Origin of the sequence: Mycobacterium sp. (assembly GCF_035274705.1) — a bacterium.
Taxonomy (GTDB): Bacteria; Actinomycetota; Actinomycetes; order Mycobacteriales; family Mycobacteriaceae; genus Mycobacterium.
On record NZ_DATENY010000100.1, the window covers coordinates 1 to 19,130 of the forward strand.

Annotated in this window: 24 protein-coding genes and 1 pseudogene; 4 read left to right on the forward strand and 21 right to left on the reverse strand. The window is 66.7% G+C overall.

The window, feature by feature from the left end; translation table 11 throughout:
* From VJV41_RS20960 to VJV41_RS20990, 7 genes and pseudogenes are all read right to left on the reverse strand, one after another.
* Nucleotides 1-181 (reverse strand): annotated as a pseudogene (locus tag VJV41_RS20960) (c-type cytochrome biogenesis protein CcsB); the annotation flags it as partial.
* Nucleotides 182-212: 31 nt separating this feature from the next.
* A complete protein-coding gene (resB, locus tag VJV41_RS20965; protein WP_325336948.1) occupies nucleotides 213-1,733 on the reverse strand; it encodes a cytochrome c biogenesis protein ResB in 1,521 nt (506 codons plus the stop codon).
* Between the two features lie 107 nt (nucleotides 1,734-1,840).
* On the reverse strand, nucleotides 1,841-2,617 hold the full coding sequence (locus VJV41_RS20970) for a cytochrome c biogenesis CcdA family protein (RefSeq protein ID WP_325336949.1): 777 nt from the start codon (nucleotides 2,615-2,617) through the stop codon (nucleotides 1,841-1,843).
* Nucleotides 2,614-3,177 carry a TlpA disulfide reductase family protein gene (locus VJV41_RS20975; protein WP_414685014.1) on the reverse strand — a complete coding sequence of 188 codons (564 nt, stop codon included), beginning with the start codon at nucleotides 3,175-3,177 and terminating at the stop codon, nucleotides 2,614-2,616. Before VJV41_RS20975 ends, VJV41_RS20970 begins: the two co-directional genes overlap by 4 nt.
* Before the next feature lie 20 nt (nucleotides 3,178-3,197).
* The gene (locus tag VJV41_RS20980) at nucleotides 3,198-3,809 is read right to left on the reverse strand and encodes a histidine phosphatase family protein (protein ID WP_325336951.1); all 612 of its coding nucleotides are present in this window, start codon (nucleotides 3,807-3,809) and stop codon (nucleotides 3,198-3,200) included.
* Complete coding sequence (gene hemL / locus VJV41_RS20985) at nucleotides 3,806-5,122, reverse strand: glutamate-1-semialdehyde 2,1-aminomutase (RefSeq protein WP_325336952.1); 1,317 nt, start codon at nucleotides 5,120-5,122, stop codon at nucleotides 3,806-3,808. The genes VJV41_RS20980 and hemL overlap by 4 nt, the downstream gene beginning before the upstream one ends.
* Before the next feature lie 51 nt (nucleotides 5,123-5,173).
* Complete coding sequence (locus VJV41_RS20990; protein WP_325336953.1) at nucleotides 5,174-5,560, reverse strand: nitroreductase/quinone reductase family protein; 387 nt, start codon at nucleotides 5,558-5,560, stop codon at nucleotides 5,174-5,176.
* A gap of 23 nt (nucleotides 5,561-5,583) precedes the next feature.
* On the opposite strand from VJV41_RS20990, the gene VJV41_RS20995 reads away from it, so the two are divergent.
* Nucleotides 5,584-5,967 (forward strand): nitroreductase family deazaflavin-dependent oxidoreductase, encoded by a 384-nt coding sequence (locus VJV41_RS20995; RefSeq protein ID WP_325336954.1) that lies wholly within the window; start codon nucleotides 5,584-5,586, stop codon nucleotides 5,965-5,967.
* Here the strand turns inward: VJV41_RS20995 and VJV41_RS21000 are convergent.
* Genes VJV41_RS21000 through VJV41_RS21020 form a run of 5 tightly spaced genes read right to left on the reverse strand, consistent with a single transcriptional unit; the run spans nucleotide 5,964 to nucleotide 9,640 of the window.
* A complete protein-coding gene (locus VJV41_RS21000) occupies nucleotides 5,964-7,334 on the reverse strand; it encodes a cytochrome P450 (RefSeq protein ID WP_325336955.1) in 1,371 nt (456 codons plus the stop codon). The genes VJV41_RS20995 and VJV41_RS21000 overlap by 4 nt on opposite strands.
* A complete protein-coding gene (locus VJV41_RS21005) occupies nucleotides 7,331-7,816 on the reverse strand; it encodes a pyridoxamine 5'-phosphate oxidase family protein (RefSeq protein ID WP_325336956.1) in 486 nt (161 codons plus the stop codon). Before VJV41_RS21005 ends, VJV41_RS21000 begins: the two co-directional genes overlap by 4 nt.
* A gap of 48 nt (nucleotides 7,817-7,864) precedes the next feature.
* Complete coding sequence (locus VJV41_RS21010) at nucleotides 7,865-8,143, reverse strand: hypothetical protein (protein WP_325336957.1); 279 nt, start codon at nucleotides 8,141-8,143, stop codon at nucleotides 7,865-7,867.
* Nucleotides 8,144-8,187: 44 nt separating this feature from the next.
* Nucleotides 8,188-8,784, reverse strand: a complete 597-nt coding sequence (locus VJV41_RS21015; RefSeq protein WP_325336958.1) for a helix-turn-helix domain-containing protein — start codon at nucleotides 8,782-8,784, stop codon at nucleotides 8,188-8,190.
* On the reverse strand, nucleotides 8,771-9,640 hold the full coding sequence (locus VJV41_RS21020) for an oxygenase MpaB family protein (protein ID WP_325336959.1): 870 nt from the start codon (nucleotides 9,638-9,640) through the stop codon (nucleotides 8,771-8,773). The genes VJV41_RS21015 and VJV41_RS21020 overlap by 14 nt, the downstream gene beginning before the upstream one ends.
* A 74-nt stretch (nucleotides 9,641-9,714) precedes the next feature.
* Here VJV41_RS21020 and VJV41_RS21025 point away from each other — a divergent pair, with 74 nt between their 5' ends.
* Nucleotides 9,715-10,590 (forward strand): alpha/beta hydrolase fold domain-containing protein, encoded by an 876-nt coding sequence (locus VJV41_RS21025; RefSeq protein WP_325336960.1) that lies wholly within the window; start codon nucleotides 9,715-9,717, stop codon nucleotides 10,588-10,590.
* Between the two features lie 19 nt (nucleotides 10,591-10,609).
* Here VJV41_RS21025 and VJV41_RS21030 read toward each other — a convergent pair whose 3' ends face one another.
* From VJV41_RS21030 to VJV41_RS21070, 9 genes are all read right to left on the reverse strand, one after another.
* Nucleotides 10,610-10,834, reverse strand: coding sequence for a hypothetical protein (locus VJV41_RS21030; protein WP_325336961.1), 225 nt, complete (start codon nucleotides 10,832-10,834; stop codon nucleotides 10,610-10,612).
* Nucleotides 10,831-11,322, reverse strand: coding sequence for a DUF3093 domain-containing protein (locus VJV41_RS21035; RefSeq protein WP_414685015.1), 492 nt, complete (start codon nucleotides 11,320-11,322; stop codon nucleotides 10,831-10,833). The genes VJV41_RS21030 and VJV41_RS21035 overlap by 4 nt, the downstream gene beginning before the upstream one ends.
* A complete protein-coding gene (locus tag VJV41_RS21040; RefSeq protein WP_325336962.1) occupies nucleotides 11,319-11,696 on the reverse strand; it encodes a hypothetical protein in 378 nt (125 codons plus the stop codon). Before VJV41_RS21040 ends, VJV41_RS21035 begins: the two co-directional genes overlap by 4 nt.
* A gap of 20 nt (nucleotides 11,697-11,716) precedes the next feature.
* Nucleotides 11,717-12,166, reverse strand: a complete 450-nt coding sequence (locus VJV41_RS21045) for a hypothetical protein (RefSeq protein WP_325336963.1) — start codon at nucleotides 12,164-12,166, stop codon at nucleotides 11,717-11,719.
* Nucleotides 12,163-13,143 carry a porphobilinogen synthase gene (gene hemB / locus VJV41_RS21050; protein ID WP_325336964.1) on the reverse strand — a complete coding sequence of 327 codons (981 nt, stop codon included), beginning with the start codon at nucleotides 13,141-13,143 and terminating at the stop codon, nucleotides 12,163-12,165. The genes VJV41_RS21045 and hemB overlap by 4 nt, the downstream gene beginning before the upstream one ends.
* 122 nt (nucleotides 13,144-13,265) lie before the next feature.
* Complete coding sequence (locus VJV41_RS21055; protein ID WP_325336965.1) at nucleotides 13,266-14,963, reverse strand: bifunctional uroporphyrinogen-III C-methyltransferase/uroporphyrinogen-III synthase; 1,698 nt, start codon at nucleotides 14,961-14,963, stop codon at nucleotides 13,266-13,268.
* Nucleotides 14,960-15,913 (reverse strand): hydroxymethylbilane synthase, encoded by a 954-nt coding sequence (gene hemC / locus VJV41_RS21060; RefSeq protein ID WP_325336966.1) that lies wholly within the window; start codon nucleotides 15,911-15,913, stop codon nucleotides 14,960-14,962. Before hemC ends, VJV41_RS21055 begins: the two co-directional genes overlap by 4 nt.
* A 3-nt stretch (nucleotides 15,914-15,916) precedes the next feature.
* Nucleotides 15,917-17,254 (reverse strand): glutamyl-tRNA reductase, encoded by a 1,338-nt coding sequence (locus VJV41_RS21065; protein WP_325336967.1) that lies wholly within the window; start codon nucleotides 17,252-17,254, stop codon nucleotides 15,917-15,919.
* A 65-nt stretch (nucleotides 17,255-17,319) separates the two neighbouring features.
* Nucleotides 17,320-17,577: a glutaredoxin family protein gene (locus VJV41_RS21070; protein ID WP_325336968.1), complete on the reverse strand. Its 258-nt coding sequence runs from the start codon at nucleotides 17,575-17,577 to the stop codon at nucleotides 17,320-17,322.
* 38 nt (nucleotides 17,578-17,615) lie between these two features.
* Between VJV41_RS21070 and VJV41_RS21075 the strand changes: the two genes are divergently transcribed.
* Both VJV41_RS21075 and VJV41_RS21080 read left to right on the forward strand, forming a co-directional pair.
* Nucleotides 17,616-18,500: an HAD-IB family hydrolase gene (locus tag VJV41_RS21075; protein ID WP_325336969.1), complete on the forward strand. Its 885-nt coding sequence runs from the start codon at nucleotides 17,616-17,618 to the stop codon at nucleotides 18,498-18,500.
* A 76-nt stretch (nucleotides 18,501-18,576) separates the two neighbouring features.
* Nucleotides 18,577-19,107 (forward strand): FAS1-like dehydratase domain-containing protein, encoded by a 531-nt coding sequence (locus VJV41_RS21080; protein WP_325336970.1) that lies wholly within the window; start codon nucleotides 18,577-18,579, stop codon nucleotides 19,105-19,107.
* Nucleotides 19,108-19,130 lie beyond the last annotated feature (23 nt).

Consider the following 19,130-nt stretch of genomic DNA (forward strand, 5'->3'; position numbering starts at 1 on the left):
GCGTCGCGCTGTCGGCGCCGACCGTGGCACCGACCAACTCGCGGGCTTCTGTTTTGCGACCGCGGCTGTACGCCAGCTCGACGGCGAGCAGCAGCAGCGCGGCCACCAGCACGACCACCGACGACGTAAAGGCCCAGTCCGAGTAGCGGGCCAGCCCGATGTCGATGTGCTCGGTGTTCATGCGCGATTCGCCTTCGCTTCTCGCTCGGTGTTCATACGCGATGTGCCTCCGCTTCTCGCTGGACGTCGACGTCGATCAGACGCTGCGTCAACCGTTCGAACTCGTCGCCCCACCCAGAGTTGTCGGTGCGCGCCAAGCCGCCCAGCTCGACGTTTACCGTACCTGGACCTGCGGGTGTCAGCCGAACCCAGACCCGGCGGCGCCGCACCACGAGCGACACCAGCAGCCCGCCCATCATCGTCAAGGCGAACACGAGCACCCATACCTGTGCCGGATCGTGAGAGACCTGCAGGTTGATGAACGGCACCGCGCCGTCGAAGCGAACGATGGTGCCGTCGTCGAGGCGGGTCTGCTCGCCGGCGCGCAGGTTGACTCGAGCCTTCTTCGTCAGCCGGCCCTGACCGATGAGCTTGGGGTCGAGGGCGAACAGGGACTGCGGAGCGCCGGTGTCCAGGCCGGTGTCGCCCTTGTAGATGTCGACTGCGACGGCGGGGTTGTTCAGGGCGGGGAAGTTCGACGACAGCAGCGTCCCCTCGAGCAGCTCGGTCGGCGCGAAGAGTCCCTGGATCGCGACCTGGTTTTTGCGGCGTTCACCGGCATCGGGATACGTGCCGCCGGGCGGGTCGAACCGCATCGCGCCGGACGACAGGAGCGTGATCTGGTTCTCGGGCCGCCATTGCAGCGTCTGGGTCCGCGTCTGGCCGTCGGGGAAAGTGACGCTGAATGCCGGGGCGTATCCGTGCCCCTGCAGGTACACGCGGTCTCCGCCGATGCGCAGCGGTTCGTTGACCTTGAGCCGGTAGGGCCGCCAGGTGTCGGTGTTGAGGTCGGCACCGGCCTGGTAGTCGATGTCGGCCGCGAAAGACGTGGCCTGACCTGTTGGCAGGTAGTGAGCTTGAAAGTCGTTGACACGCATGCAGATCGGATTGAGAGATGTGCCGTCGACGGTGTTGCCGGCCCGGAACGAGTCGAACGCCGCAGGCGACGCCGAGCAGAAACCTGGACCGCCGTCGGCGATGACGATGACATTGCCCTCGTAGCCGAAGAGCTTGCCTGCGGCCACGGCGATGAGTAGGCCGAGCAATGAGAAGTGGAAGACGATGTTGCCGAATTCGCGCAAATAGCCTTTTTCAGCAGAGATTTCGACGACGTCCCCGTCCTTGCGGGTGACCCGACGCCAGCCGCGCAGGTGTGTGGACATCGCCGCGGCGACGGTGTCGGCGTCTCCCGACGCCGTCGCCTCATGGTGTTTCGGTAGCCGGCTCAGGTTGCGCGGCGCGGCAACCGGCGTGGCGCGCAGGCTGCGGGCGTGCTCGAAAAGGCGCGGCGTCAGACAGCCCACCAATGAGATGAACAGCAAGGCGTAGATCGACGTGAACCAGAAGCTGGAGAAAACACCGAAGGCCTGCAGTCGGTCCAGCCATGGCCCGATCGTCGGATGCTCGGCGATGTACTGCTCGACCTTCGACGCGTTGAGGTTGCGCTGCGGCAGCAGGGCGCCCGGAATCGCGGCGAGTGCGAGCAGGAACAGCAGCACCAGCGCGGTGCCCATCGAGGTCAGGGTCCGCCAGGTGTTGCGGATAAGCGCGAGCAGACGGAAAACTGCCCTATTTCGCCGGTTTTTGGGCAGTTTTACGTCTGCTCGCGGGGAAGAGTTCGTCATATCGGCAACGTCACATCGCTGACGAATGCGTCACGTACCCACGACACGAAGCCGTCCCACAGCCCGGTGACCAGCGCGGCGCCGACCACGATCAGCAGCACGCCGCCGAAGATCTGGATGGCGCGGGTGTGCCGGCGCAGCCAGCCGAGGCCGCGCACCGCCCACGCCGACCCAAAGGCCAACAACACGAACGGTATTCCCAGTCCGAGGCAGTAGGCGACGACGAGCACTACCCCGCGGGCCACGTTTGCACCGTCGGTCGCCGACGCCACGGCGATCACACCGGTCAGCGTCGGGCCGAGGCACGGCGTCCAGCCGAGGCCGAAGACCGCGCCGAGCAACGGGGCGCCGCCGATCGTCGTGATCTGGCGCGGAGTGAATCTGGCTTCCCGCTGCAGCGCCGGAATGAAGCCGACGAACACCAGTCCCATCACGATGGTGAGCACCCCGCCGATGCGTTGCAGCAGAAGCTGATTGGTGATCAGCGATGTGGTCATCCCCAGAACCGCGACGGTGCCGAGCACGAATACCGCGGTGAAACCCGCCACGAAGAGAAGCGCAGCGCCCGCGACACGTAGCCGCGCTGTTCGCACGGCGAGGCGCCCTGGCTGCTCTTCTACTCCGACGACAGCGGCCAGATACGACAAGTAACCGGGCACCAACGGCACCACGCACGGCGATGCAAACGAAACCAGCCCAGCCAACGCCGATATACACAGCGCCAGCAGCAGCGGCCCACTGGCGATCAGCTCGCCGACATGGTCGAGCGTCATTTCTCGGCCGCCAGACGCTGTACCACGGGCTGCAGATCGTCGGCGAGAAGTTCACGCAGGAACACCGCGGCGACCCGGTGCTGGCGGTCCAGCACGACGGTCGACGGGATCACGGTGGTCGGGTATTTGCCGCCGAACGCGATCATGGTGCGCATCGGAGGGTCATAGATCGACGGGAACATGACCTTGCGATCGATGATGAAATCGCGTGCGGCGTCGCGGTTGTTGTCACGTACGTCGATGCCGAGGAACGCCACGCCCTGCGCGCGGGTGGCGTCGTACACCTTCTGCAGCTGGGTGATCTCGGTGCGGCACGGTCCGCACCACTGCCCCCACACGTTGATCACCACGACCTTGCCTGCGAAGTCGTCGAGGGAGATCGTCTTGGCGGGATCCATCAGTTCAGAACCGGCCAAAGCGCCTGGGCGGCCACGACTTTCGGGAGGGTCGTAGAAGATGTCGGTCTTACCGCCGGGCGCGACGAATTCGAAGGTGCCGCCCTGGGCGACCGCGTCGTGGCCGGTGGAGCATCCGGTGAGCGCGGCCACCACCACGCTCACGAAGATGACCGCCCACCGCTTCACAGCTGTCCCGCAGGCTCCGAATATCCCCAGCCCACCAGCTTGTCGCCGTCGAACTGGAACGAGGTCAGTGACGCCAGGTTGCACATGCGGTTGGTCGGGATGTGCGCCAGCCGAGAGCGCGTCATCGCCCTGCGCAACGTCTCGACCGGCAGTTGGTGGCTCACACACGCCGCCTCATGACCGGCCGCCTTGATGCGGGCCCGATGGAGTGCTTCGGTCATCCTCGCTGCGATCTCGGTGTAGGGCTCGCCCCACGACGGCTTGAACGGATTTCGCAGCAGCCGCCAGTTGCGTGGATCGCGCAGCGCGCCGTCGCCCGGCGATACCCGTTGACCCTCGAAGACATTCCACGACTCGATCAGCTCCGGGTCGGTGTCGACCAGCAAGCCGTGGCGTTCGGCGATCGGCGCAGCTGTCTCCTGGGCGCGCTCGAGCGGGGAGGCGACGACGTAGACGATGTCGTTGTCGGCCAGCCAATCCGCAACGGCCTGCGCCTGCGCGCGGCCACGGTCGGACAGGTGATAGTCAGGCAGCCGGCCGTAGAGGAGCTTCTCCGGGTTGTACACCTCACCGTGGCGCATGACGTGCACCGTCGTTCGTTCGCTCATGCCGGCTTCGTCGCTTCGGCTGCGGCGCGCGCGGCGCCGGGTAGGGCGTCGGCGATGCGCTCGAATGCGTCGTCATCCAAAGCCGTTGAGACGAACCATGCTTCGAACGCGCTCGGCGGCGGGTAGACCCCCGCGTCGAGCAGGCCGTGGAAGAACGCCGGGAAACGCCACGTCTCGCTGGCTCGGGCCGCCGCGAAGTCGGTCACCGGTTCGTCGCAGAAGAACACGCTGAGCATGTTGCCGGCCCGTGGAATCTGATGCGCCACACCGGCATCCGTCAGCGCCTGGTGAAGCAGACCCGCCAGCCGGTCAGCGTTGGCGTCAAGCGCGGCATAGGCGGCGTCGTCCGCGGCCCTCAAAGTGGCGAGTCCGGCCGCCATCGCGACCGGATTGCCCGACAGCGTGCCGGCCTGATACACCGGGCCGAGCGGAGCGAGCCGCTCCATCACCTCGACGCGACCGCCGAACGCCGCGGCGGGTAGGCCACCGCTCATCACCTTGCCGAAGGTGAACAGGTCGGCATCGACGGGATCGATGCCGTACCAACCGGATCGGCTCACCCGGAAGCCTGTCATCACCTCGTCGACGATCAGCAGCGCGCCATGGTCGGCAGTGATGGCTCGCAGCGCGGCGTTGTATCCGGGCAGCGGCGGAACGGTGCCCATGTTGCCGGGGCTGGCCTCGGTGATCACGCAGGCGATCTCGTCGCCGAACTGGCCGAATACCTCTTCGACTGCGGCGATGTTGTTGTACGGCAACACGATCGTGTCCGCCGTTGCCGCACCGGTGACGCCGGGAGAGGACGGCAGGCCAAGTGTTGCGACGCCGGAGCCTGCGTCGGCCAGCAATGCATCGCTGTGGCCGTGGTAGCAGCCCGAGAACTTGATGATCTTGGCGCGTCCGGTGTAGCCGCGGGCCAGCCGGATCGCACTCATGGTGGCCTCGGTGCCGGAGTTCACCAGACGCAGCCGTTCGACCGGCGCGACGCGGCCGATGATCTCGGAGGCCAGCTCGGTCTCCGACGGCGTGGGCGCGCCGAACGACAGGCCGTCGGCCGCGACCCGTTGCACGGCGTCGACGACCGCCGGGTGGGCGTGGCCGAGGATCATCGGTCCCCACGAACAGACCAGGTCGACGTAGCGGTTGTCGTCGGCGTCCGTCAGCCAGCAGCCTTTCGCCGACGTGATGAACCGGGGAGTGCCGCCCACCGAGGTGAAGGCCCGCACCGGGGAGTTCACGCCGCCGGGGATGACGGCGCACGCGTCGGCGAAGAGCGCAGCGGAGGCCGCCTTCGACAACGGGGTGCTGGACATGGCCACCAGTGTCCCAGCCCGGCTCCGGGCGCCAACTACAGGGTGTAGTGCTCAGGCCTTCGGTGTGACGACGAACACCGGGTGGTCAGCCTCACGGGGCAGCTTTTGGAAGTAGCCCTCGACCGCGCGGCCCGCCTTCTCGCGGTACGCGGTGAGGACCGCCTGCCGGTCCTGCTCGGGGATTTCCCGCGCGACATAGTCGGTGGAGCCGATCGTCGCGTTCGGGTCGGCACGCAGGTTCTTCACCCACTCCGATTCCCCGCGGGTGGAGACGACGTATTTGGTGCCGCCGACATCGACGGGAATCACGGGGACCTGCTGTTTCTGTTTACTGCGGCGCGCTGTCACGGTCAGCGTCTCGGTGTTGCTCATCCCGGTCGCCATCGCGATCTTGTTGAATACCGTCCGCGTGAACCACGGAGGCTTGAGGTAGGCCATGACCCACGAGTTTGATGGTCTTCATGCAACTACCGCAATGGCTGGCCCGGTTCAATCGGTATTTCACCAACCCGATCCAGCGACTGTGGGCCGGGTGGGCGCCGGGCATGGGAATTCTCGAGCACGCCGGCCGGAAATCGGGCAAGCAGTACCGCACGCCGCTGAACGTGTTCCCCACGGAAGACGGGGTGGTCATCGTACTGACGTACGGGCCGAACCGCGACTGGCTGAAAAACATCACCGCGGCCGGCCGCGCACACATCAAGAGCCACGGCAAGACGACCGAGTTCGTCGACCCGGTCGTGGTGCCGAAGTCGGAGGCGGCGCAATCGGTGAAGGGGCGGTGGCGGCCGGTGGTCGCGCGACTGCCGTTCGAGCAGGCGGTAGTTCTGAGGCGCGCGGCCTAACTGCGCGGACTCAGGCACGCCCAGATGGGCCCGTGGGCGACCGTGGTGAAGGGCACTTCGACGGGGAAATCTGTGTCCCGCGATCGGATTTCGATGGACCGGACAATGGTCGCCATCGCCAGGGTCGTTTCCAGCATCGCGAAGTGTTCACCGATACACGAGCGTGGTCCGGCGATGAAGGGGATGAATTGCCAGCGGTCGCGACCCTTGGAGGCGTCGGGACTGAACCGGTCGGGATCGAAGACCAGCGGTCGGTCCCACAGGGCGGGATCCCGGTGCAGCGCATAAAGTCCCACGGCCATGAGGGTGCCCGCCTCAACTCGGTATCCGCCGACAGCCATGTCGCGCATCGCCAACCGCGCGACCCCCGCGGCGGGCGGTTGCAACCGCAACGCCTCGCGCAACACCTGCACGGTGTAGCCGAGCCGGGGCACATCCTCGGGCGTCAGCTCCCGATCGCCGATCGCGGCTGCCTCGGCGGCCACCCGCGCCTGCACGTCGTGATGGTGGCCCACCGCCCACAGCGCATACGTCAGGGCCGTCGCTGTCGTGTCGTGGCCGGCGAGCATGAAGATCAGCAGGTCGTTGCAGATGTCGTCGTCGGATAGCGACGTGCCGGTCTCCGGGTCCGTGGCCCCGATCAACGCGTGAACCAGAGGCGCATCCAGATTCGGGTCTGCACGGCACGCCTGCAGCATCGCGTTGGTCACCTTGAGCATCTCCGCGACGGCGATCCGGGCACGCCGGCGCGCCGGCGTCGGCAGCCATTGCGGTGCACGCACCGGGCGCAGCGCGCGATCTGCGGTGTAGGAGGACGCGACATGCATGTGCTCTGCGATGACGTCTGCGCGTTCGTTGAGATCGACACCCAGAACCGAGCGCCCGAGTGATTGCATCGTCAGCCGGCGGCATTCGACGTCGAGGTCGACGTCGCCACCGTCGCGCCGGCGGTCGACGAAATTCTGCGCCGCACCGGACACATAGCCGCCGAAGTTGCGGACGTTGTGTTTGGTGAAGACAGGTTGCAGTGCGCGCTTGCGCGGCCGCCACGACTCGGTGGGCAGGACGAACAGGCTGTCTCCCGCCATGTTGCGCACTTCTTCGTGAATGATGCACCGCTCCGAGACCGCGTCGGTGCGACTCAAGACATCTCGGATGCCCTCGGGCGAGGTGACCGCCACAATCGGCGGGAACACCCACTTCGGGCCGAACTGAATCCGGGTGATGGGACCGCCGGCGTTGCGGATTACTTCCTGCCCGGTGTCGAGAGTTCGCACCAACTTGGCCAATTGCCACAACGGCAGCGGGTTCTTCGGCGCCAACGGCAGCGCGCTGACGTCGATTGTGTCGGCGCTCGTCGGATTCACGCCGCGGTCCAGGTCAGGGTTTCGCCTTCGCCCTTCATCATGACGGTTCCGGGCATCACCCGTAGCCGGTATGGGGCCAACCGCAACGCCGCGAACTGGTCAGATGTCGGCCCGTCACGCCACATCGGAATAATGGACGGGTCGTAGCGCACCGGCTCCGGGCCATTCGCGAACTTGTCCCACACGGCAATTCGCGTGTCGTCGTCGTGGTACCACTCCACCAGGCATTCCGCGCTGCAGGTGTCGTGGGTTGTGGTCCAGTAGCTGACCGAAACTTCCGGGTGGACAGCCAGGTGTGCCTTCTTCACAGGGCTCGGAACGGTGGCGATCCAGCCGAACAAGTCCGTGCCATCCCACTCCCAGATCGGGTGCAGGATGCGGGTTCTGGGCCGGCTGTCAGGGTCGACGGTGGCAACAGAGGCCCACACGATCGAGTGGGCCATGCCGATGAAGGCGGGCGCGATCTGATCGAGCGTCGTCACGAGTCCTTACCCTAGGCGCACGCCCCCGTCTGCCGAGGACTCGACGCGTCACTCCTCCAACGTCTTGCGGAATTCCTCTGACTTGCGGTATTCGACCTTGCCCTCTTCGGCGGTCGTTTCGATGTGTCCCTTGTCCTTCTCGTCGACCCACTCGGAGACGGCGGTGCCGGAGACCGTGCCGCCGCTGCCGGGCAACGTGGTCGTCTGGCGGCTGTCGTCGTATTCCTTGGTCATTTCCTTGGCCTTCTCTTTTGCCTCGTCGGTGACCTCAGGTTTTTCCGTCAACTGGCCGGATTGGCTGGTCTGCGGCTGCTGTTCGTTACCCATGTCACAGGGCTGCCCGGTCGTCCGGAATACGAAACGCAGGACAGCTAACGAGCAGGCACCGCCCGCAGCGCCACCGGCAGGCTGGGCAAGAAGTGCTGTCGGGCGAAGGCGCGAATATCCTCGGCCGTATCAAGTGGTTGTGCGCTGGGCAGCAGCAGCACCATCGCCGCGTAGCGCAGGATCGTGTCGGCAAGTTCGTTGACGGCTTGCTCCCCTATCCGGTCGGCGAAGCCTGCCGGGAAGATGATCCGCAACGCATCAGCCATCCGCTCGAGTGCCGCGCCGTGGTGCTGAGACGCCAACTGCAGGACGAAACCGGGATCGTCGGTGATCATCCGGTCGAGCACCCGGTGCCTGCGGAATTTCAGGATCGACAGCGTGAACGCCTCGACGTAGTAATTCGATTGCGGGCCCGCCTGTTTGAGCTCCGTGGCGATGTCGGCGAACAACCTGACGTTCTCTCGCTCGATGACCGCGGCCACCAGCTCGTCCTTGTTGGAAAACCGTCGGTAGATCGTCGTGCGGCTGACCCGCGCGCGGCGGGCGACGTCGTCGAGGGCGACCCTGCGGAACCCGTGCCCTTCGAACTCGACGACCGCGGCGTCGAGGATGGCTTCCGTGGTGGGGTCAGCCCCTGGCATAGCCTTTTAGCGCATAGCCGTTGTAGCGCACCCGCATTGGCAGATGATCCCACAGCCAGTTCACTGGCCGCGACCGCCAGAACGCGGTGAAGCGCTGATAGCGGCGCTCCTGAACCTCGCTCCACGGCAAACCCAGCAAGTCGCGAGCGCGCGGCGGCAGCCCGCCGGTTGTCAGGAACGCCGCGATGGGATTGAATATCGGCGCGATCATCCGCCAGATCCGTGACGGCACCGCCTTCGGGCGCGGGAAGCCTTTGGTGACGTAGCCGACGCCATACTTGGCGGTCGGGTGCGCGACGACGATCTCGTCCATCATCCGATTCCAATACCGTTCGAACTCAGCGTAATTCGCTGGCATCGGCCGGTCGCTGACGCCGTAGCGGCGATACCAGGTCTTGGACTCGAGGTAGATCTGCTCCTTCTCCGCGCGGCTGAGCCGTTTGACGAAGGTATCCGCGAAATACAGCACCTGCTCGACGAACGTGGCGTGCGCCCAGAAGTAAGTGTCGGGGTCGAGCGCGTGGTACCGACCACCGTCGGGCATATCGCCCTTGACGTGGTGGTGGAAGTCACGGACCTGCAGGCCGGCTCCGGAACCAGAGGGGTCGGTGGAGGAGCCGTAAACGGTGTTGAAGATCGGCGGGATCGTTCGCTTGAGCCGCTCTGCGGTGTCGGCGAAGAACGTGGAGTGGTCGAGCACGCCCTGGCCGAGTTCGGCGAGCATGTTCTGCAGCACCGCGGGCCGCGGCCCGATCAAATACATCCGGTTGTCGCCGAAGTAGCGCCAAACCAGCGATTGCGGGCCCAGAGGCAGGGCGTCGTCCGTTCTCCCAGGGATCTGCGCCAATCCGGTCATGTGGAACAGTGTTACAGATTTCGCACTTTGTACCAATGCGCTGTGAGCGGGCTCACGCCACTAGGTTGGTGGCGATGTCATGGCAAATGAAGGCGGTCGCGCTCTATCTGCGTCTGACGCGGAAGCGCGTGTACGCCACCGCGGACGGCGGAGCAGTGAGGTTGTCGGCGCCGAAGGACAGCCCGGTCCCACCACCGTCGTTGCACCGCCGATGCTCCGTCATGCGACGGTCGGTCGAGGGTTTCGACGTCTATGTCGTCCGACGGACACTCGGCGATGCGCGCTCCGCGGGCACCGTGGTCTACCTCCACGGAGGCGCATTCGCCGGCGAGATACAAAAGCAGCATTGGGCGTTCATAGGCGAACTGGCCGATCACGTCGGCCTGGACGTCCAGGTTCCCATCTATGGGCTTGCCCCGAAACATCATGCGCCAGAGGCGCTTCGGCTCATCACAGCACTCTTGGAAGAGAGCAGTTCGACCGGCCCGGCATACCTCATCGGCGACTCGGCGGGCGGTGGGCTGGCGCTGAGCGTCACGCAGTCCTGGCTCGCCGACGGCCACCCGCCGCCGCGAGGTGTAACGGTGATCGCACCCTGGTTGGACCTGGCGCTACGAAACCCTGCGATCGCCGACGTCGAACCCGTGGACCCGTGGCTGTCGCGACCGGGTCTGGCCGTGTGCGCCGATGCGTGGGCCGACGGGATCTCGATGGATGACCCGCGCGTCAGCCCGCTCTTCGGCGATTTCACTGATTTTCCGCCCATCGACCTCTACGTCGGCGATCGAGACATCACCGTTGCCGACTGCCGAGCACTACGCACGAAAGTGCCCGCCATCCACTACCACGAGGAACCGGGCGCCGTACATGTCTACCCGCTGTTGCCGACGCCTGAAGGCCGCGCTGCCCGCACGGCGGTTTTCGAGCACATCTCGTCGCGCATGCGGTGACTGGACCCCTGCACGCGGGCTAGCGACGTCGAAGCCGCGCCACGCCGATGACCGCCAACACCCCTGCGACCGCCGCCAGCAGCAACGACAGCACCAGCAGCGGCGGGCTGTACATCACCGATGAGGTCTGCGGTTCACCAGAGAGCACCGGCGCGACCACCACGGTCTCGCGTGCGCCCAGCCAGCTCAGCACGCAACCGGCCACCGCGACGACCGCCAGCACCAACTCGATACGGGCCCTCATGACGCGGGTTCGGGCGGTATGCGCTCCTCTACCACCTGTGTCAGCGCGGCTCGCAGCACCTGATGCTTACGCGCCCAGGCTTGTGCGGCGCGGTCATTGGTGAGTTTGAGTCCGATGCCGGTGCGGCCCCGCGGTACGCCGGTCAACTCACCCAACGCCCGCGCCGACTGCCACTTCGGCTCTTCCGGCCCCTTGGCTTCGGGGTAGACCCGGACGATGTTGTCGACGCTGATCCGCTCCGTCCCCTGACGCAGGTGATCCGGCGTCAGCTCGACCGAGGTGTGGATGCGCGCCGCCTTGACCTGAATCGCCAGGAAACCCGTCACCAGCACGAAAAAGACCCCGGGAACCACCCACTGGATTCCGTACCCCGCGGATAGCTGGATCAACGCCATCGCGATTCCCGACGCCGGGCCTGCCAGCACCCACCACCAGCTCGCGCCCTGCTCGTAGAACAACACCTGCGGAGGCGCCTCGCTCTCGATCACTCTTGCTCCTGCTCAGGCCCTGACGACGTGGCAGGGCGAGTCATCAGCACCGCCCCGGCGATCAGCGGGATGACCGCAAGCAGCGTGAGCACATGCACGATCCCCAACACCGACACCAGCGCCACCAGCACGACGATCGCCAGCGACAGCGCTATAGCGGCCCGGCGAAACCGGGGGTCCCCGCTGCGGCTGCGGCCGGCCAGAAACGCCATCCCCGCGCCTGCCACGGCGGTGACGACACCCGCTCCGCGATAGACGACGGGAACCGACAAGGACGCGGCGATCAGGCCACCGACGATCAGCAGGACCGCCGCGGCCAACCAGCACCAGAAGCCGGCGGTGACGGCACGCGGTCGCGACGATGGAGCTGTCATGGTCCGGTCAGCCTATCGGGTCAGCGTGTGAAGAAGGCGTGGGCGTCTATGCGGTGCAGCAGGTACACACCGCCGGCGATCAGCACCGACCCCACGATCGCGGTGATCGCGTAGATGATCGCCGCGGGTGCGGGTCTGTCGACGGTGAACAGGCTGGTCGCCGTATACACGACCGAGGCGATACCGCCACCGGTCAACACCGTGCGCGCCCATCGGTAGCCGTGCCGCATCAGGATCAGAAACGTCACCACGACCGCGGACACCACGACCACGAACACCGCCGAGATCGCATACACGATGGCCGGCGGGGGCTGTGCCGGGGTGGCCAACAGATCGACGACATAACCGATCACCAACATCGGCAGCGCTGCCAGCCACAGCCAGAATCCGGTGTCGACATCAACAGGACGAGCGCGGCCGTCGTTTTCGGGCTCTGCCGAATGTCGCTGGCCTTGCGGCTCCGGTGTCACGCCAGCCAGCCGGCCACGTCGGCCGCCCAATATGTCAGCACGATGTCGGCACCTGCCCGCCGGATACTGGTCAACGTTTCCAGCGCCACCGTTTTCCGGTCGATCCAGCCATTGGCGGCCGCGGCGCTGATCATCGCGTACTCGCCCGACACCTGATAGGCGGCCACCGGCACCGGTGAAATCTCGGCGGCAGCACGCACCAAGTCGAGGTAGGCCATCGCCGGTTTGACCATCACGATGTCGGCGCCCTCGTCGATGTCGAGCTCGATCTCGTGCACGGCCTCCCGAGCGTTGCCCGGATCCTGTTGGTAGGTACGACGATCGCCGCTCAGGCTGGACCCGACGGCTTCGCGGAACGGTCCGTAGAAGCCAGACGCGAACTTCGCGGCATAGGCGAGGATGACGGTGTCGGTGTGGCCGGCCGCATCCAGCCCGTCACGGATCGCCGCGACCTGACCGTCCATCATCCCGCTCGGTCCCACGACGTGAGCGCCCGACTCCGCTTGTGCGACAGCCAGTTCCGCATAGCGGGCGTTGGTGGCGTCGTTGTCGACCCGCCCTGCGGCGTCGAGCACCCCGCAATGGCCGTGATCGGTGAACTCGTCGAGGCACGTGTCGGCCATCAGCACCGTCTCGTCGCCGAGATCCTTGGTCAGATCCCGTAGCGCGACGTTCAGAATCCCGTCGTCCGCGATGCCGGCCGAGCCGGTGGCGTCCTTGTCCTCGTCGCGCGGCACCCCGAACAGCATCAGTCCGCCCACGCCTGCGGCCACCGCATCGGCGGCCGCCCTGCGCAGCGAGTCACGGGTGTGCTGAACGACACCGGGCATAGAAGGGATGGGCCGCGATTCCGTCATGCCGTCGGCGACAAACATCGGCAGCACCAAATGCCTTGGCTCCAAAGAGGTTTGCGCGACAAGGCGACGTAATGCCGGGGTGGACCTGAGCCTGCGGGGGCGGTGACGTGGATAGGCCACTCCGGACTCCTCAGATCCGCCGATTTTCGATGGACGTGCGCTGGTCCGCGAAGACCAGTACCTGTTTTTGCCCGCCTCTAAGAGTCGTCATGTTCACTGTCCCCCACTGAATTCGAGCGCCGCTACCGTCGGCGGCTCTTCTTGCGCGGAGGCGGCAGCGCACCCTCGGCGCGCAGCCGCGCGGCATGCTCGGCCAGCGCCTCGACCAGCGGACCGACGGCTGCGACTTCGGGCTGCACGTCGACGCGCAGGCCGAATTCCGCTGCGGTCTCAGCGGTCTTGGGACCGATGCAGGCGACGATCGTGCGCGCGTGCGGCTTGCCCGCGATGCCGACCAGGTTGCGCACCGTCGAGCTCGACGTGAAGCACACCGCGTCGAAACCGCCCGTCTTGATCATCTCGCGAGTCGATGCCGGCGGCGGCGCGGCACGCACGGTGCGGTATGCGGTGACGTCCTCGATCTCCCAGCCGCGTTCACGCAGACCCTCGGCCAGTGTCTCGGTGGCGATGTCCGCCCGCGGCAGCAGCACGCGGTTCACCGGGTCGAAAACGTCGTCGTATGGCGGGAATTCGTCAAGCAGGCCCAGCGACGACTGCTCACCGGACGGCACCAGTTCCGGATTGATCCCGAACGCGCGCACCCGGTCCGCGGTGGCCTGACCGACGCAGGCGATCTTGACGCCGGAGAACGCACGGGCGTCGAGCCCGAATTCGTTGAACTTCTCCCACACCGCGCGCACCGCGTTGGTTGACGTGAACACCACCCACTGGAAACGGCCGTCGACCAGACCCTTGACGGCGCGCTCCATCTGCGCGGGGCTGCGTGGCGGCTCGACCGCGATGGTCGGCACCTCGATCGGCAATGCGCCGTGGCTGACCAGCCTTTCGCTCATCTCGCCGGCCTGGTCCTTGGTGCGCGGCACGAGCACGGTCCAGCCGTAGAGGGCACGGCTCTCCCACCAGTTCAGCTTCGCGCGGTTGGTGACGGTCTTGCCGATCGTCACCACCAGCGGCCCTGCCACATTGCCGGCCGGCAGGCCGGAAGAATCCGCGCCCGCCAGCGTGTTCTTGTCGAGCAGCCCGGCCAGCGTGGTTTCCACCGAACGCTGTTGACACGTCGTGCCATTAGCCGTCACCACGGCCGGCGTGGTGTCGACCAGCCCATGCTCGATCAGCGTGCGCGCCGCGTCGGGAAGGTGAGACGCGGTGGCGTGCAGGATCAGCGGGCCGGGCGCCGCGGCCAGCGCCGCCCAGTCCACGTCGCCCCGCACGTCGGCGACCGTGTGCGCCGAGCCCAGCGGCAAGCCGGCGTACGTCGGCACCGCGGTGGTGTCGGGCAGCCCCGGCACGATCTCGAAATTCAGGTGTGTCTTGGCCAGCGCGGTCACCTCGGTGATCACGGCGTCCACAGACAGCGGGTCACCCGCCACCAACCGCACCACGTCCACGCCCGTGCGCGCCTCGTGGGCCAGGGTCTTGGCGACCTCAGCCGGGTCGCCGAGCGCGGGCCGGACATCCGGCCCACCGGGGATCTTCGGAGCCGCCTCGGCGGCGACATCGGACACCTGCGCCGCATCCTTATCGCCGTCGGCGGGCTTGGCCGCCTCGGCAGGTTCAGGTCCCGACGGCGGCGGCAGCTCGGAACCCGCAAGGGCCAGAACTGCTTCGGGCACGTCAGGATCGGTGAACACCAGGGCGGCGTTGGCCAGTACGGCCCGCGCCCGCGTCGTCAGCAGACCGGGATCACCCGGACCCGAACCGACGAATGTGATGCGGCCCGGCTTCGGCTTGCGCCCTCGCCCGCCGGAATGCCCAGTCATCTCTCACTCCGCTCTACAGCCAACAAATCGCGTGCGCCCAGTTCGAACAACTCGTCGGCCACCGAGAGACCTAACTCTCGTGCCCGATCGGGAGCCCCGATGCCGGACGCACGGATCACGTCGGATCCGTCTAGCGCCGCTACGCAGCCGCGCAGCGACAACTCTTCGAAGACGCGACCGTCCTCATCGATGGACTCGACCACTTCCGCGATCGCACCCACCGGTGCGGAGCAACCCGCCTCCAGTTGGGCGAGCAGGACTCGTTCAGCGGTGACCGCAGCGCGTGTGTCGGGGTCGTCCAACTCCGCCAGTAGCGCGGCAAGCTCAGTGTCGTCTGCGCGGCACTCGACCGCGAGCGCACCTTGAGCCGGCGCTGGCAACATCTGCACCGGCTCCAGAGTCTCGGTGACATCAGCCAGTCGTCCGATGCGGGTCAGTCCCGCTCGGGCGACGACGATGCCGTCGAGATCACCGTTGCTAACCCTGTTCAACCTGGTATCAAGGTTGCCTCGTAGGGGGCGGATTTCCAAACCGAGACCCAATGCTCTAAGCTGCGCGACCCGTCGCGGGCTAGATGTGCCGATCACCGAGCCGGCCGGCAACTCCCCGAGCACCAGGCCGTCACGGGCCACCAACGCGTCGCGGGCGTCTTCGCGCGGGGGTATCGCGGCGATTGTGAACCGCGCGTCGGGCGCCGTCGGCAAATCCTTGTAGGAGTGCACTGCCATGTCCACGCGGCCGTCGTGGATGGCCTCGCGCAGCGCCGCTGTGAACACGCCCACCCCGATGTTGGCGATCGGCTCGGACGAGCGATCGCCTTCTGTCGAGATGATCACCAGCTCCGCGGGGTGGCCTTTGGCCACCAGCGCGTCTTTGATCGCACCGGCCTGGGTCTTTGCCAACAGGCTGCCCCGGGTGCCTATCCGGATTACTGCGCGGCTTTTGGTCAAGCGTTACTCGGTCTGATCGAGATCTGTTGTCGCACGCGGCAATTCGCCTGCAGCAACGGCATCGACGGCCTGCTGGTCGAGTTCGAACAACTCGCGCAGCGCCTCTGCATAGCTGTCACCCCCGGGCGCGCTCGCCAGCTGTTTGACGCGCACCGTCGGGGCGTGCAGCAGCTTGTCGACGACGCGCCGCACGGTCTTGGCGACCTCGTCGCGATGCCCGGCGTCCAGCCCTGGCAGCCGGTTGTCGAGCCGCAGCAACTCGGCCTCGACGACGTCGGCGGCCCGCTGCCGCAACGCGGTGACCGTCGGGGTGACCTCGGCCATCCGCTGCCCGGACAGGTAGTTGGCAACCTCGGCGGCGACGATCTTGCGGGCGGCATCGGCGTCGGAGGCGGCCGCGCGTGCCGACGGTTCACGCTGGATGCGGTCCATGTCGACGACGAATACGCCCGGCAGACCGGCGACCGCCGGGTCGATGTCACGGGGCATTCCCAGGTCACACATGACCAGCTGGTGCTCGCGGCGGGCGAGCGCGTGATGGACGTCGGCCAACGACACCACCGGTCGCACCGCGCCGGTGCAGCAGACGACGACGTCAGCATCGGTCAGCACGGGCGGCAGGTGATCGAACGGGAAGGCGTCAGCGGTGACGCCGAGTTCCCGGAGGTTGTGTGCGAGCCGCTTGGCGCGGGGCAAGGTCCTGTTCACGACGTGGATGCGCTCGACCCCCGCGCGCGCCAGATTCTTGGCCGATAGCGCACCCATCGCGCCGGCGCCCACGACCACGGCGCTACGGCCGGCCAGCCCGCCGAGCCGGGACTCGGCCATGTTCAGCGCCACCGACACCACCGATGCGCCCGCGGCGTCGATGCCGGTTTCGGAGTGCACGCGCTTGCCGACAGCCAGCGCACGCTGGGACAGCTCGTGCAGGGTGCGTCCGACGGTGTGGTTGGCCTCGGCGGCGGCGTAGGCGCGGCGGACCTGTCCGAGCACCTGCTGCTCACCGATCACCGCGGAGTCCAGCCCGCTGGTCACGGCGAAGAGATGCTCGACGGCCGCCTCTGCGTAGCGCACATAGGCGTATTTCGTGAGGTCGTTGAGGGACATGCCGGAATGCTCGGAAAGCACCTGGCCGATCACCGAGAGGCCACCGTGGAACGCCTCGACGACGGCGTAGACCTCGACACGGTTGCAGGTGGACAGCACCATGGCCTCGGTCACCAGTGACGACTGCAGCACCTGGTCGACGATCTTGGCTTGATCGGACTCGTCGGTGCTCAACTGCTCGAGCACGGACACCGGCGCGCTGCGGTGCGAAACCCCGAAAAGCAATACGCTCATGGCCTCATCACCACGTCACCCACGGTAGTCGTTCACCAGCTGGGCTACCAAATTTGCTCAACCAGTCAGCCCGCAGCCAGATCCGCCCGCAGCCTGGGCTCGTCGACCTCCCAGTAACTGTGCTCGCTGCCATCCAGAAGCACCACCGGAAGCCGATCACCGAATTCGGCGCGCAGCGCGGAATCGCCTGCTGCCGCCGCGGCGTCCACGTCGGTGACGGTGAGCTCGAAGCCCAGCTCGGCCGACAGTTTCGCCAGCCTGGTCGCGGCCGCCGTGCACATCATGCAGCCCTCACGGGACAACAACTCCACTCGCCGGTTCACGACGCAAGTATGCGCACCCCGTGACCTAGGGTTGATTCGTGTCCGAAACGGGCGAGGCCACCGAACAACAGCTGGCCGGCGAGGCCAGCGCGCAGGCGGCTGTCACCGATCTTGCGGTCGAGGCCATCACCACTCCGCCTGCTCCGCCACCGGACCTGACCGCCGCGGCGTTCTTCGACGTCGACAACACATTGGTGCACGGCTCGTCGCTGGTGCATTTCGCCCGCGGGCTCGCCGCGCGCAAGTACTTCACCTACGGCGACTTGGGTCGGTTTATCTACGCGCAGGCTAAGTTTCAGCTTCTCGGCCGTGAGAACAGCGACGACGTGGCTGCAGGCAAGACCAAGGCGCTGGCGTTCATCGAGGGCCGTTCGACGGCGGAACTGATGGCGCTTGGCGAGGAGATCTACGACGAGATCATCGCCGACAAGATCTGGCCGGGCACCCGCGCGCTGGCGCAGATGCATCTGGATGCCGGCCAGCAAGTGTGGCTGGTCACCGCGACGCCCTACGAGCTGGCCGCGACGATCGCCAACCGGCTCGGGCTGACCGGTGCGCTGGGCACGGTCGCCGAATCCGTCGACGGCGTGTTCACCGGCAGGCTGATCGGCGACATCCTGCACGGCACCGGCAAGGCGCATGCGGTGCGGTCGCTGGCCATCCGCGAGGGCCTGAACCTGCGGCGCTGCACCGCGTATTCGGACAGCTTCAACGACGTGCCGATGCTGTCGCTGGTCGGCACGGCCGTCGCCATCAACCCCGACGCGGATTTGCGGGACCTGGCGCGAGAGCGGGGCTGGGAAATCCGCGATTTCCGCACGGCCCGCAAGGCCGCCCGGATCGGCGTGCCGTCGGCGCTGGCCCTCGGCGCGGTCGGCGGGGCCTTGGCAGCGATTGTTTCGCGCAGGCAAGACGGCGGCTGAGAACCCGCGTCGCCGGGGGCGGCAATTGGCCGCTGATAGGCTCGCGCCGCTAACACCTAGATCGGAAGACCGTTGCATGGCAATCGCTGAAGAAATCATCGGCACTCACTACCGGTACCCCGACTACTTCGAGGTCGACCGGGAGAAGATCCGTGAATTCGCCCAGGCCGTCAAGGACGATCATCCCGCCCACTACAGCGAGGACGCCGCCAAGGAATGCGGGTATGAGGCGCTCATCGCGCCGCTGACGTTCCTCGCCGTGGCCGGGCGGAAGGTCCAGCTGGACATCTTCAACCAGTTCGACCTGCCGATCAATATGGAGCGCGTACTGCACCGCGACCAGAAGATCATCTTCCATCGCCCGATCCTGGCCGGCGACAAGCTGTACTTCGACTCCTATCTGGATTCGGTGACCGAATCGCACGGCGCAGTGCTCACCGAGATCCGCGGCGAGGTGACCGACGCCGACGGCAAGCCGGTGCTCACCAGCATTGTCACCGTCATGGGCGAGGCACAGTCAGACACCGAGGCCGACGAGATAACCGCTCAGGTTGCCGCGGCGCGTGACGCCGCCCTCTCCAAATTTGTTGCTGGGCAAAACCGCTAGTCGGAGTGACGGCGAGCTAAAAC